This window comes from Olleya sp. HaHaR_3_96, assembly GCF_019278545.1.
In the GTDB taxonomy this organism is placed as follows: Bacteria; Bacteroidota; Bacteroidia; order Flavobacteriales; family Flavobacteriaceae; genus Olleya.
The window spans coordinates 953951-967630 of sequence record NZ_CP058987.1; the positions used below are offsets into that span (position 1 = coordinate 953951).

At 34.5% G+C, this 13680-nt stretch carries 15 protein-coding genes and 1 pseudogene; 8 read left to right on the forward strand and 8 right to left on the reverse strand.

The window, feature by feature from the left end:
- Window positions 1-45: 45 nt before the first annotated feature.
- Genes H0I26_RS04090 through H0I26_RS04100 form a run of 3 tightly spaced genes read left to right on the forward strand, consistent with a single transcriptional unit; the run spans window position 46 to window position 3283 of the window.
- Entirely contained in the window at window positions 46-1593 is a 1548-nt protein-coding gene (locus tag H0I26_RS04090; protein ID WP_218701127.1) for a serine hydrolase, read from the forward strand.
- 2 nt (window positions 1594-1595) lie between these two features.
- Window positions 1596-2882 carry a branched-chain amino acid transport system II carrier protein gene (gene brnQ, locus H0I26_RS04095; protein WP_218701128.1) on the forward strand — a complete coding sequence of 429 codons (1287 nt, stop codon included), beginning with the start codon at window positions 1596-1598 and terminating at the stop codon, window positions 2880-2882.
- A gap of 50 nt (window positions 2883-2932) precedes the next feature.
- On the forward strand, window positions 2933-3283 hold the full coding sequence (locus H0I26_RS04100) for a hypothetical protein (protein WP_218701129.1): 351 nt from the start codon (window positions 2933-2935) through the stop codon (window positions 3281-3283).
- Here the strand turns inward: H0I26_RS04100 and H0I26_RS04105 are convergent.
- On the reverse strand, window positions 3280-3936 hold the full coding sequence (locus H0I26_RS04105) for a hypothetical protein (RefSeq protein WP_218701130.1): 657 nt from the start codon (window positions 3934-3936) through the stop codon (window positions 3280-3282). The two genes, H0I26_RS04100 and H0I26_RS04105, sit on opposite strands and share 4 nt — an antisense overlap.
- A gap of 103 nt (window positions 3937-4039) precedes the next feature.
- Here H0I26_RS04105 and H0I26_RS04110 point away from each other — a divergent pair, with 103 nt between their 5' ends.
- The gene (locus H0I26_RS04110; protein ID WP_218701131.1) at window positions 4040-5368 is read left to right on the forward strand and encodes an aspartate kinase; all 1329 of its coding nucleotides are present in this window, start codon (window positions 4040-4042) and stop codon (window positions 5366-5368) included.
- 85 nt (window positions 5369-5453) lie between these two features.
- Here H0I26_RS04110 and H0I26_RS04115 read toward each other — a convergent pair whose 3' ends face one another.
- The 3 genes from H0I26_RS04115 to H0I26_RS04125 all read right to left on the reverse strand — a co-directional run bounded on the left by H0I26_RS04115 (window position 5454) and on the right by H0I26_RS04125 (window position 8187).
- Window positions 5454-6755 (reverse strand): hypothetical protein, encoded by a 1302-nt coding sequence (locus H0I26_RS04115; RefSeq protein ID WP_218701132.1) that lies wholly within the window; start codon window positions 6753-6755, stop codon window positions 5454-5456.
- Between the two features lie 200 nt (window positions 6756-6955).
- Window positions 6956-7429, reverse strand: a complete 474-nt coding sequence (locus tag H0I26_RS04120; protein ID WP_256935253.1) for a hypothetical protein — start codon at window positions 7427-7429, stop codon at window positions 6956-6958.
- 404 nt (window positions 7430-7833) lie between these two features.
- On the reverse strand, window positions 7834-8187 hold the full coding sequence (locus H0I26_RS04125; protein WP_218701133.1) for an ExbD/TolR family protein: 354 nt from the start codon (window positions 8185-8187) through the stop codon (window positions 7834-7836).
- A gap of 82 nt (window positions 8188-8269) precedes the next feature.
- Here H0I26_RS04125 and H0I26_RS19640 point away from each other — a divergent pair.
- Window positions 8270-8431 (forward strand): annotated as a pseudogene (locus tag H0I26_RS19640) (IS110 family transposase); the annotation flags it as partial.
- A 66-nt stretch (window positions 8432-8497) separates the two neighbouring features.
- Here H0I26_RS19640 and H0I26_RS04130 read toward each other — a convergent pair.
- Entirely contained in the window at window positions 8498-9337 is an 840-nt protein-coding gene (locus tag H0I26_RS04130; RefSeq protein ID WP_218701134.1) for an AbiJ-NTD4 domain-containing protein, read from the reverse strand.
- A 640-nt stretch (window positions 9338-9977) separates the two neighbouring features.
- On the opposite strand from H0I26_RS04130, the gene H0I26_RS19645 reads away from it, so the two are divergent.
- Genes H0I26_RS19645 through H0I26_RS19650 form a run of 3 tightly spaced genes read left to right on the forward strand, consistent with a single transcriptional unit; the run spans window position 9978 to window position 11310 of the window.
- A complete protein-coding gene (locus H0I26_RS19645; protein ID WP_256935256.1) occupies window positions 9978-10253 on the forward strand; it encodes a maturase in 276 nt (91 codons plus the stop codon).
- 3 nt (window positions 10254-10256) lie between these two features.
- The gene (locus H0I26_RS04135) at window positions 10257-11126 is read left to right on the forward strand and encodes a reverse transcriptase domain-containing protein (RefSeq protein WP_256935257.1); all 870 of its coding nucleotides are present in this window, start codon (window positions 10257-10259) and stop codon (window positions 11124-11126) included.
- 4 nt (window positions 11127-11130) lie between these two features.
- On the forward strand, window positions 11131-11310 hold the full coding sequence (locus H0I26_RS19650) for a hypothetical protein (RefSeq protein WP_256935258.1): 180 nt from the start codon (window positions 11131-11133) through the stop codon (window positions 11308-11310).
- 138 nt (window positions 11311-11448) lie between these two features.
- On the opposite strand, the gene H0I26_RS04140 is transcribed toward H0I26_RS19650, so the two are convergent.
- Genes H0I26_RS04140 through H0I26_RS04150 form a run of 3 tightly spaced genes read right to left on the reverse strand, consistent with a single transcriptional unit; the run spans window position 11449 to window position 13632 of the window.
- Window positions 11449-12054 (reverse strand): DUF6705 family protein, encoded by a 606-nt coding sequence (locus tag H0I26_RS04140; RefSeq protein WP_218701135.1) that lies wholly within the window; start codon window positions 12052-12054, stop codon window positions 11449-11451.
- An 11-nt stretch (window positions 12055-12065) separates the two neighbouring features.
- Complete coding sequence (locus H0I26_RS04145; protein WP_218701136.1) at window positions 12066-13388, reverse strand: hypothetical protein; 1323 nt, start codon at window positions 13386-13388, stop codon at window positions 12066-12068.
- Window positions 13366-13632 (reverse strand): hypothetical protein, encoded by a 267-nt coding sequence (locus tag H0I26_RS04150; protein ID WP_218701137.1) that lies wholly within the window; start codon window positions 13630-13632, stop codon window positions 13366-13368. The genes H0I26_RS04145 and H0I26_RS04150 overlap by 23 nt, the downstream gene beginning before the upstream one ends.
- Window positions 13633-13680 lie beyond the last annotated feature (48 nt).

Genomic DNA, 13680 nt, shown 5'->3' on the forward strand with positions numbered 1-13680 from the left:
ACTATTTACTATATTTGAGAACCTATATTGTAAATTATTAAAATTATGAGATTAAAATCTATCCTTTATACTATTGCTTGTTTTAGTTGTGCGACATTATCCGCACAAGTTGAAGATGCTAAACTAGATCAACTTATAGAAAACACTTTAAAAACGTTTGAGGTGCCTGGGATTTCTGTCGGGGTTATTAAGGATGGCCATGTGGTTTATGCTAAAGGTCATGGTGTACGTGCATTATCCAATAAAAAGGAGATGGACAATAATACTTTAGTCGGTATCGCGTCTAATAGTAAAGGGTTTACGTGTTTTGCATTGGCCATGATGGTGGATGCTGGTAAATTAAATTGGGATGATAAAGTCAGACAACATATTCCGGAGTTTAAATTAAAGGATGCTTGGGTGACAGAACAGTTTACGGTTAGAGATCTAGTAACGCACCGTAGCGGAATGGGATTAGGCGCAGGAGATTTAATGTTTTTTCCGGAAGCAGATTTTAAAGTAGCGGATGTTATAAATAATGTAGGATACTTAGAAGCAGAAAGTTCTTTTAGAAGTCAGTTTGCATATAATAACAACATGTTTATTATTGCAGGAGAAGTTTTAAAACGAGTGAGCGGATTATCTTGGGAAGCTTTTATTGAAACTAAAATCATGGCACCTGTTGGGATGACTAACAGTGTGGCCTCTTATAATCGAGTGACTGATAGATCTAATATTATTGAAGCACATACGCTTGCAGATGGTAAGCTAGTACAAATACCACACGATTGGAGTCCAACAGCTAATCCAGCAGGAGGAATTATGAGTAATGTGGATGATATGTTAGTTTGGGCTCAGTTTTTAATGAATGATGCTGTGACTGCTAAAGGCGAACGTTTATTGTCAGAAGCAAAATTCCACGAGTTATGGCAATTGCAAACTCCGCTTAAAGTCAGTAAAAATGATAGTTACGACTCTAATTTTAAAGGCTATGGCTTAGGTTGGTTTTTGACGGATGTTAAAGGAGGGCATAAACAAGTGTATCATACAGGAGGATTATTGGGTACGGTAACACAGTTTACTATGATTCCAGATTTGGATTTAGCTATAGTCGTGTTGACTAATCAAATGAATGGGTCTGCCTTTAATACCATTACCAATACTATTAAAGATAGCTATTTAGGATACGAAGATCGTAAGTGGCTAGCCAAGTTGGGACGTAATAATAAAGAATGGTACCAGTATAACGACAGTTTAAAAACCGCTGTTTTTGCGCAAGTGTCTAAAATGAAAAATAGCACTGCGATTCCAAAAGCGAGTACTATGGTCGGGACGTATAAGGATGTTTGGTTTGGAAAGGTTAGCCTATCGCAAAGCGGACAAGAACTACGACTAGCTTCAGAAAAATCTCCAACTTTAAAAGGAAGTCTGTTACCTTACAACGCAACGACTTTTATTGTAAAATGGGATAACAGAAGTTATGATGCGGATTGCTTTGTGCAATTTGTGTTTAATGAAAAAGGACAAGCCGTTAGCGCCACTTTAAAACCTATTGCGCCGGTTACGGATTTTAGCTTTGATTTTGAAGACTTAAAATTAATTAAACAAGACTAATTTTGAATAAAACAAAAGACCTTCTAATAACAAGCTTCGCTTTGTTTTCTCTGTTTTTTGGAGCAGGAAATTTATTATTACCACCTTTATTAGGCTATAATGCTGGCGAAAATTGGTTTTGGGTAACGCTAGGGTTTATCATTACAGCGGTAGCGATACCAATTATTGGTATTTATGCACACGCCAAATTACAAGGGACTTTGTATGACTTTGGTAAAAAAGTATCACCAACGTTTAGTTTTATTTACTGTATACTAATTTATTTAATTGCGGTTGCTATTCCGTCACCGCGTACGGCATCGGCAACGCATGAGATTGCCATACATCCTAACTTTGGGACCTCACCGTTATTAACCAGTAGTATCTACTTTATTTTAGTGTTGGTTTTTGCTTTAAACCGTTCTAAAATATTAAATATTATAGGGAAATACCTGACGCCATTTATTGTTATTATTTTATTGATGGTTATAGGGATTGGATTATATTCCACACAAATGATCACTAATCCGACGACTATGGATACGCCAATTGTTAGTGGGATTTTAGAGGGGTATCAGACCTTTGATGCGATTGCTGCAGTGGTGGTTGGTGCGGTTATTATTATCTCTATTAATTTAAAAACAGATGCTTCGTTTGAGGCTAAAAAGGATTTAATTAAAAAATCAGGGCTTATTGCAGGCCTAGGATTATTTATTATATACGCCGGTTTAATTGCTGTTGGAGCCTCATACGGAGGAGAAATAGATATCAATAGTACTTTAAATAGTGATATGCAACGGGCTAATTTATTAACAGGAATTAGTGTTAAGGCTTTGGGGAGTTTTGGGTATGCCGTATTAAGTGTGCTAATTGCATTGGCTTGTTTTACGACAGCAGTCGGTATTGTTACTGGTACCGCAGATTATTTTAAAGGCCTAATCAATGACTCGCAAAGGGTTTATGTTATTACTGCAGTAGTGGCGAGTGTTTTTGGGGTTGTGGTTGGACAATTAGATTTTAATACTATTATTGTCGTGGCGTTACCAGTGTTATTGTTTATTTATCCAATAACTATTGTGTTAATTTTATTAAATGCGATACCAAATAAATACGCGCCTAGTGTAGTGTTTAGAGTGGTGGTAATGGTAACGTTTGTGTTTAGTATTCCTGATGTATTGGGGTTTTTAAGTCCGTCAGAAGGCTTGACAAAAGTAATTGCGATAATCCCGTTTGCAAAACACAGTTTAGGTTGGGTGTTACCCGCAGCTATTGGTTTTATTGGTGCTAATTTGATTTCAAAAAAGGCTTGATATTTTAAATTTTAGTTATTAATTTTGTATAATAACTTAAAATTGAGGTCATGAAAAAATTAGTATTAACACTCGCGTTTATTTGTATTTGTGTGGTCGCTTTTGCTCAAAATCAACCAACGGTTGGTGACGCGTTAGTAGTGCAAACACCGTCAGGAGAATCGTATAATCATATCGATTTTCCAAGATTGAATATATTAGTCAAACGTGGTAAACTAGCAAGTTATAGTCCTGTTATTGACAATACAGTTATCGTGGAAGAGGTGATCACTAAAGATAATGCGACCTATGTGATTATTAAAAAGAAGGATGGTACCAAATTTTTCGGGTTTCAGGCGTCTGCTGAGGTAAATTATGAAAAAGCTTTAGCGTCAGGAGAATTAACTGTAGTAACACCTTAATTCTTCAAGTTTTTAATCACAGAAAATGCTTTATCCACCACGTGGTCTTCTACCAAGATGGTAAATTCGTTGGTAGTTGATACCACTTCATAAATCGGAATATTTTCCCAAGCCAAACGCTTAAATATCTGATAGTATAATCCTGATATTTTGGAGTTGTCTTGTGGTAAGCGCACGCTTATTGCGGACAAACCTTCTTGCAGACCAATTTGATTTTCAGTAGAAAAACATTTTAAAACCACTTTTTTTTCCGAGCTAGATATGATGATGTTACTCTCGTAAATCCCTCTTGTAAACGCGTAAAAAATATCTTTGTTTGTCTCAACTTGTTCTAAAACCTTAGTATGACTCTGTATTAAGGTTTCTGAGTTTTGAAACGTAAAATCACTTAAGTTAGAGCGCACGGTAATATCCCCCAGTTTTTGTAGTGTACTTTTTAGTTTTAAGGAGTGTCGTAATGTGTTTGGTGTATTGTATCGGCGTAAAGCCATCATAATCGCACCAGATTTAACAGGTTTACGTAACATGGTACTTATAGGAGCATTTAACTCTTCCGCTAAAGCAGAATAGTTAATAATACTCCTAGATAAGGCTTCTTCCAAGAAGGGTTGTGTTATTAGTATGTCTTCAACACAAGCGGCAATCGTTTTCATTCTGTTAACTATTTAACAATTTGTGTAAAAATAGTCTAATTTTTTCAATTTTATGGTAGTCAGACCGTTGGTAACTAGTTTTGTTTTATAAAATTGAAATAATATGTTGGTATTAAAATTTGGAGGGACGTCTGTTGGATCAATAGAAAACATGATTAATGTAAAAAAAATCATTACTGATGGACAGAAAAAAGTAGTGGTATTGTCAGCTATGTCGGGCACAACCAATGCGCTAGTCAAAATTTCGGAGTACATTAAAAGCGGACATCCAGAAGATGCCTTAATTGTTATTGATGCGCTAAGAAATACCTACAACAAAACTATAAAAGCATTTATTACCAACCAAGAGCTGTACAAAACCGTTTTTGTGTATGTTAATGCTGTGTTTAATACGTTAGAGGCTTTGGTTAACAAGCCTTATGACGTGTTATTGTATAATCAGATTGTCGCTCAAGGCGAATTATTGTCCACGTTTATCTTTAGTCATTATTTACAACAAGAAGGGGTGAGCGCATCGTTATTACCAGCTTTAGAGTTTATGCGTATTGATAAAACGAACGAACCTGATAACTTTTATATTCAGCAGAATTTAAATAGAATCATTGCCGAAACCCCTAAGTCGGAGATTTATATCACACAAGGATTTATTAGTCGTGATGCCGATGGTAATATTGCTAATTTACAACGCGGCGGAAGTGATTATACAGCGACCATCATTGGGGCTGTTTTAAAAGCGGACGAAGTACAGATCTGGACAGATATTGATGGGTTTCATAATAACGATCCTAGATTTGTAGAGCATACCAAAGCGATTTCTAATTTGTCTTTTGACGAGTCTGCAGAGCTGGCTTATTTTGGAGCCAAAATCTTGCATCCACAAACAGTCATGCCTGTTAGTGTTTTTGATATTCCGGTGCGCTTAAAAAACACCATGGCACCAGACGCGCATGGGACTTTGATTACCAATCAAGTGCATGGTGAAGGGATTAAAGCCATTGCGGCTAAAGATGGGATTACGGCAATAAAAATCAAGTCGGTTAGAATGTTATTGGCCCATGGGTTTTTAAAGAAAGTCTTTGAGATTTTTGAACGTTATGAAACGGCTATAGACATGATTACGACATCAGAAATTGCGGTGTCGTTAACCATTGATAATACAACACATTTAGACGCTATTGTTGACGAGCTTAATAAGTTTGCAGTGGTAGAGGTGGATGATTATATGAGTATTGTTTGCTTAGTGGGACATGCTATAATTTTTCATGCCGATACCCCAAATTTATTTCAGATTTTACAAGATGTTAGCGTTCGTATGATTTCTTACGGTGGTAGTAATAATAATATTTCGTTGTTAATAAACACTAGCGATAAAGTAGAAACGTTGCAGAAGTTACAACGCTATGTGTTTGAGAGTGGTAGTGTGTTAGTTTAAAGTAGAGAAAGCGAGTGTTTAAACTCGCTTTTTTTAGGTCTCATTTAGATTAAAAGTAATGGTTAGATCCTATTATAAAAGTCTGTTAGGCTATAATTTTTATGTATGAACGCTCTAATTTAAGTTCATTTTTTACGCCATTAATGTATTCAAAACTAGAGGCACGTAATAAGTCGTCTGTGGTATTAAATAAATCAAACTTATAATCTAAAGTAGTCACTTTTGTACTATTTGTATTAAAATGCGAGGCTATATCGGCGATATTATAAACGTATTCCCAACTTAAATTTTGTCCTTTATTATTGACAATTATTAAAGTAATCATAGCAATGGGAGCTTGTCGTTTGGGTAAGGTTTTGCCTTTCCAGTACTTTTTGTGTAAGACATAGCGGTCGCCATTAGTGGTAATTACGCTAATAGAATTGATTTTTTTTGTTAGCCCTGTAATGCTATGTTTAATCTGTAGTTTTTGTTTTCTAATTACTGCTAAGCTATCCGATGTGTCCGTTTGGGGTGGCGATGGCTTGGGGTTTATAACTATTTTTTCAACCGCCAAGGTTTTAAGTTCTTGTGTGGAGAGGTCTTTAGTGGTTATAGGTGTGCAAACCCCATCAAAAAAAGTAATGTCTTTATCCCAAGTTCCTAATTGTAGACTAATAGCGCCTTTACTGAACAGTATTAAATTTATAGTATCGTAATTTTGAGATCTTGTTAAAGGGTAAAATAAACCCCAACCCATATAACGTCTAATGCTTTGTTTAGAGAATTTAAATAAACCCCGATACAGTTGTTGTTCTTTTGCCGAAAAATAGACCAGCTCTAATCCATTGGGTAATCCAGTCCGAAGGTAGTCCCGACGCTCCCAGTATTTTTTTTTGTCGTTTATTCTATTGTTGTTAAATAGATGAGATTTGCTCATAAACCCCGTTTCGTAGACGTATGGTTTTGTGTTTAATAATGCAATAGAAATGATGTCCACCTCTAATTGCTGGTCTTCTTGTAGGTAAAATGGTTTCCAATGGTATTGCTCATAGTATTTGATATAGATATACACTAAGGCTATACTACCCAAAAACAAGAGTGTATTTATAGAGGTTAATAGTCCTCTACTTAATAAGGGCGCAATAATATACCGGTTTGTTAGATAAGCAATAATAAAAGGTCCTAAAGCAAACATGAGGAGGCAAGTAATAAGGCTACTTAAATTATAAGATTTACCCCACCGTAATAAAGCACCACCAAGCACGGATAGTATGCCACCAATTATAAAAAATAGAACAAAGCATACGGTGGTATAAGAGGGACTTGAAAAATTGAGAATTAGTAACGCAATACCAGTCATTGCAACACCAATACTAGAATATATTTTTGTAATTTCTGAATCCATTAAATTTTGAACGTTGTAATAGTTTGACAATTTAAAGAAGATTCTTGGATTTAGTTTCTAATCCGTTTTTTATTTAATAAACAAGGCAGTAGTGTTGTGCTTTAGTACGGTAGGTTTAGTAGTGGTTAGAAACGCTGCTATTTGTAATTTTAAGCTCGTTTTATGATGGTTTAATCGGTTGTTGTACGGATTCAGCTCTTTTATCTTAAAAGTCCTATCATTTGTCCAATACCAATCCCAAAGTAGGAGCTGTGTTTGTTTAAAATGACCAATGGTGACAAGGTTAAGCCATAAAAGCTGGTCAAAGGGAATTCTATTTTAGGATTTATCACCAAGCTTACGGTATTTTGCTTGTTATAGTGCCACGTATAATTCCCGGTAAAAAAGCGATCGTTATTTTCTTGCCAATTTTGGGGTGTTGTTACAATAGTGTAGCCTAAACCAACAGATAGGTTTGCTCTAATGGTGCCGCTTGGATTTAGATTGTAAATTTTACCAATACCCATTTGATAATTTTCAATTTGATCGTAAGGATTGTCAAATCCTAAAGCAAATACTCCAGTTACTCCAGAGCTGTAATTGTCTGGTTGCGATTTTGGTGTTCTTATCGTTCCGGTATAACCAAGTTTAAGGGAGTAGCTATCGTCAATAATATAATTTAAGTTTAAGTCCAACCCAATGTAATTTCCTAAGGTTAATTCGCCAGTTGTATAAATAGCAGAGTCTGTAAAAAATTGCGCCTTCGCACTAGTGATACTAATAAAACTAATTATTAGTGCAATTATGTACTGTTTTATTGGTTGCTTTTTGTCGTGGATAGTTTTTTATGGTTTTTTGCTTATTCGGGACTATATTTGGCGCATTAGTAAGCTTTTGCTTGAGTGCGGAACGTTGTAAAAAGTAAGCTTATGATGAAAGGTAGTGGTGGTTTCAATAGGTTTTGGTTAATAGCGGTTGTTTCTATGTAATAGATGTTGAGGTGTTGAAAAGGTTGCGTGTGAAAGTGAAACATAGTCCAAATAAATAATTTGGTTTAATTGAAGTCAATGATTAGGTCTAAGTTTAGTAACACTATTTTTTAATTCATTGATGTGCCTAGTTTAACTTTTTTATTACTGCTATTTCCTAGTTCCATGATTTTTATTGTTTCAGAAACGTTTACTTTCTTATCTGCACGAATTATAAAAGAAGAAGCATCAAAACCTAATGTACCTAACGAATCTATCTTTTGAATAATTGAGTCAAACATCACTTGATTATTATTCAGATAATAATGACCATCTGTATCAATTCTAATGTCAATATTTTTTAAATTATCAGCAGATTGTATCTCTTTTTCGGGTATTTCTAAATTGATTTCCGATGGTTTTGTCTTGACTTTGCAAGCTGTAAGACTGATAATTAAAGTAATGTATATAAAAATTCGTCTCATTCTTTTTTAAATATTGTCTACAACTTGTTTGTGGATGATTAGTTGCGGGGTAAGTACGAAAGTTAGCAAATAAAAACCGATTAGCGCTTGTAAATACAACAAAGCATGTAAAGCAATTTATGAGCGATTAGTGGTCAAAGGAAAAAGTAAAAAATTAGGCTTAATAGCGGTTTGTAATAAGCTATTAAAACAGGCATTTGCTATTGCTAAATCAGGGTTAGTATTTGATAAAGAATATAAAAGTACGTTAGTGAAAAAATTAATGACATTTTACTTGTTTTTAAACACAGTACTTTGTTGCCAGCAGTACTTATTTATTCCTGATGATTAAATAATTAACAAATGCTGAACAAGCAATTAGCATAAATCGAGCTTCCTCAAGCTCTGGTGTAATATCATCATCTAACAATCCGTGTCTAATTCCTCCATTTTCTGACGTATATCCATAAATTGCACTAAATCCAGATTTAAGGCTTTTTGGTATTGGTTTCTGTTTGTCTAAAATTTTTAATGCTTGTCCTAAAGTGGTATTTTCATTTCCAATAATTATATTACATAAAGATTCAACAGCTGAAATGGATTCCTTAATTGAATTTCTGTAATCTGGTTTTCTTTTATCAGTAAGTAGTTTAAGGGAACTTTCAATGTGAATTATTACAGGTCTATATTTAATTCCAGAATTTAAGGCTTTTTCGATTTCATTTACCTCTTCTGTAGAATCTATTTCTAAAAGTGAAAGTCCGACAAAACGAAATCCAGATAGTTCTCTTTCTAAATATGGATTACACACTCTCACAAAATCTTCTCCGAATACGTCTGCGCAAAATTCCAAATATTCATAAACCTCATACCATTTAGCGTCAAAAAACCATTTGCGGATAAAACTATAAGAATCTTCACTATAAATTCTTCTATCTACTATGTTTAGATTGTCAATAGGTTTTTTGAAAAAATCTCTCCATAAAACGCGAAAAAACTCTGCTAAATCTGAAAGTCCGGAACCATAAGGTGCATTATTAGAAAGTTTACCAAATGTTTCATCACAAATTACTGACCAAAGAGTATTACGTAAATCTTCAGGGATTTGTTCTTTAGGAATGGTTGTTTTAGGTTTAAATAATCCTAATCTTTCAGAAAATTTCAATTTCATTTACTTGGTTTTTCGTATTGCTGGCAACGTTTATGTATAAGAATAGTGCGGTTTTGTGTGCGAGGATTTTCCGCAGGAAAATCAGACGTAACAAAAGTGCACGGACTCTCGATTAAGCACTAAATTAAGCATTATTTTTATACGGTGTGTGTGCCCAGCATGGGCATCTTTTAATTTACCTAAAGGTAAATAATTAATCTAGAGGGTGCAAGTCCCTTATGCGCAGGAGTAACGTCTTTAAGCATTAGTAAGTCGCAAGGGTGAAAACCGTGAGGTTTTATCTGAAGGAAGCGAGACTACAAAACTCGGTACTGACGAACAGAAATCGTATACAGAGGCATAGTTATTCGGGTAAGCAAGCACATCATTGTAACGCCCAAATAGTACCAAAAGGATAATTATGTAGATACGGCAGTGATTGAGAGAAAGAAGATGCCATTACCTGGGGAGGTCTCTAAAGTTACGAGTTGACTATTTGGAGAAGTCAGCAGAAGTCATAGTACTTACAGGACACGAGTTGGGAAAACCCCATAGGTCTCACAAGTAAGGAAGGACAGAACATTAAATTAAGTTGTAATTCGACTAGGATGCTTAGCTAGCCTAGTTTTAGAGCAACAGGAGTACACGTATTATTAACCCTATGATTGAAAACGTATTAGCAGCAACAAACCTTTATAAAGCAACACGACAAGTGGAGCGCAATAAGGGTGCGAGCGGTATAGATGGTATGAAAACAACGAAGCTTTCTAAATATATATTAGAAAACCGTTCAATAGTACTATCCACCATTCGAGAAAACCGCTATACTCCAAAACCAATATTAGGGGTAACTATTCCAAAAGGACAAGGTAAAACTAGACTTTTAGGAATACCCACGGTAGTAGATAGATGGCTACAACAGGCGGTAAGTCAATAATTAATGGTTTATTACGAATATGATTTTGAACCCGTTAGTTACGGTTTCCGTCCACAAAAGAACATCCAAAAAGCAGTACTACAAGCTCAAACGTATATCAATTCAGGTTACCAAGATATTGTAGATATTGATTTAGAAGGATTCTTTGATCAAGTCGACCATTGTATTTTACTGCAACTTATTTACCACAAGGTAAAATGTCCAACCACCTTACGGTTAATCCGAAAATGGCTAAGAGTTCCCATTTTAATAAATGGCACACTCAAAAAGCGCAGAAAAGGAATCCCGCAAGGCAGTCCAATCAGTCCTTTATTATCTAACATTGTGCTAGATGTATTGGACAAAGAAATGAAAAGTATGGGCTTGCGCTATGTCCGCTATGCTGACGATTTTAGCGTTTACGCTAAAAGTAAAAGTGAGGCGAAACAAATAGGGAACAAACTGTTTGTCTTTTTAAGAGACAGACTTAAATTGCCTATAAATAAAGCCAAAAGTGGCCTGCGTAGACCTGTGAATTTTGAGTTACTCGGACATGGTTTTGTACCCGTTTATAAAAAGGGTGTGAAAGGACAATATGCATTAGTGGTAGCTAAGAACAGTTGGGCAAAGTTTAAACGTAATCTAAAAATTATCACCAAGAAAACCAAACCGATGTCGTTATTAGAACGCCTTGCACGGCTTAATCAAGTCTGCCGAGGCTGGATGACTAATTATCGCTTAACAAACATCTATGCAAAAAGTAAAAAGCTAGACGAATGGTTAAGAATTAAGCGAAGCAAAACACGAATTCAAAAAACAAAAATAGAATACATGAGTAAATCGATTACGTTATTGTATTTGGCACGATTGGAAGAAAATAGAACGCAAGCGTAAAAACTTGATTCAATTAGGTGTAGAGACAGGACAAGCTTATGCTTGGAGTAGAACTAGAATGGGAGGCTGGGCAGTAGCTCAAAGTCCTATTTTAAAGACTACTATCACAACTTCAAGGCTTAAACGAAAAGGGTATAAACCTTTGTTAGATTATATTAATAATACGCAAACTTCAATTTGGTGAACCGCCGTATACGTTCCTGAGTGCTATTGCTAGTAGCAATAGATACGAAAGGACTAACGTAGTTGCGTACGTGCGGTGGTGTGAGAGGCGCACTCCGGCTATTTTAGTCGGAGCCGTCTACTCGATTGTGGTTAGTTTTTATTGTTTTATAAGCTGCATGTTTAAAGGCATTTTGTAAATATTTACTTGTTGACCTGTAACATAATCATAAGATTTATCAATTTCATTACTCCAATTTAATTTTTCTATACCCAAATTGTTTTCATACTCAATTGTTAAATCTGAAGCGTCAATGTCATCAAGGAAATTAGGTTCAACAATACTCAAATGATAACGATTAATAGAAACTGGTAATTCTGTAACATTATCAGAAGAGTCATATAGATGTTTTACATAAAAACCACCAGCAATTATAGTTTTACCATAACTGGTAGTATATGTATTATATTGTTCTACACCATTAATGGTTAATTTGAATTCTGCGGTTAATTCATCTTCTGTACAATTATGTATTGAACTAACATTCTCATTTTTTGTAAAAGTAATCTCAAAAACAGTATTGTTCATTGTATTTTCATACTTCCATGTACCTAAAAATTTATCAAGTTCATTATTTATATCTTTAAAATATACATCACGAACTAAAAAATTTGTAGAATATTGCGTTTCTAATGGAACAACAGTTTGCGCTATGTTAGTTATGGTAAATAATAAGATAATGCTATTTATAATTATATTTTTCATTTGTGTAAGTTTTAAAGTTTAATCCAATTAATTATTTCACCTGCGGTATTATATACTGCTACATAAATAGATAAGCCAGGAAAATTCTCTGTTATATAATTGGCAATCGCTGTTTCTTGTAATGTATTTACATTTGGAGAAGATGGATTGATTTCTAAGATTATTTTTCCTAACTCTTGAGCAATCACTTTTCTTTCTTTTCCCTCTTTCGAAAAATCTCCATCTAAATTAACAATGCTTTGTTCATCGTTTGTTCTTATAGCATAGGTTTTACCATTATTACCTTTAGAAACCACAAAATTAGTAACTTGATTAATTTCTGGTGAAGTAGTTGGATTTGTTTCTGCTATTTTTTTTACCATTATAATATGCTCTGCAATATCTGTACCACTAGGTACTTTGCGTATAGGTTTAGGAGGAGAACTATCATCTAAATCTGGATGAAAATGAGCGCCAATTAATGTGTTATTTTGTAAAGCAGGAAAACTTAAAGAATTAGATTTCTTTTTTGTTGGTGATTCTTCATTGAAATTATCGTCAGAATAAGTTGATGTGTCATTTATATCACTTCCTGTATAAACAAATCTTTTTCCATCTTCTTGAGTTGAATATCCCATATTGTTTTTAAGCCTACTAAGTTCTGTTTTTACTTTAGGAATGTTTACTACTTCATTTAGACTAATAATATGTTGATCGTTTTGAATTGGATCTCTAGGAGGAGGTAAAGGTGTTGTTTCATCATTCCAGCAATTACCATCATTGTCTAAAATACAATTTTCTCCGTCAGCTGGTGGGTTTCCGTTATTGTCGTTATTGTTTCCAGAACTTCCGTCAGAAGTTCCACCACCACTTCCAGTATTCCCTCCATCTACAGGAAAACTAATGCCTCCGCCAGATCCAGAATCTCCTTGATCAATAGTCGCCGGACAAGGACTATAAACTACGCTTATAAGAAGGTCAAAACAAGCAGTACAATCACAATCATCTGGGCAATCAATTTCTACCCATTCCCAATCCATTCCTGTGGCGCATTGATTTGATCCTCTTAAAGAAAACGTGCTATTAATATCATTTATTGAAAACAGATTATTTTCATATACTTCAACTTGACCGACAAAAGGTTGTGATGTGTCTTGCAACCAATTATCAGACGGAATATACTCAAAAATTCTTGTAGAGCGAATGTTATTAAATTCATCCATTGCTACTACTAAATTATAAAATTCATTTCCTGTATCGTTGCTTTCTATTTTGAAAGTATAAAAAGCAGCATTTTCTGTATCAACTACTGCTATTTCGTCTGTTAGTAAATTAAGGATTGTCAGAGTTCTCAAGTCTTTGTTGCAAACCATCTATTTTTGGCTTATTAATATCAAAAATGGTACTTAATGCAGTATAGCTTTCACTATTACCAATTCTAGTGTTTAGTTCATTCAAAGAAATTAGTTTTAATTTCTTTTCCTGTGATATTTCTTGTAAATCGTTGATTGATTCCTCTTGGCAAGCAAAAATGGTAAGAGATATTCCAAACAGGAATATTCCAAGTTTCAGATAATTTTTAAGTTTTTGTTTTCTCATAAGTACAAAATCGTTTTAAAGTTAGTAAAATAGTTGGCTGGTTAGCCG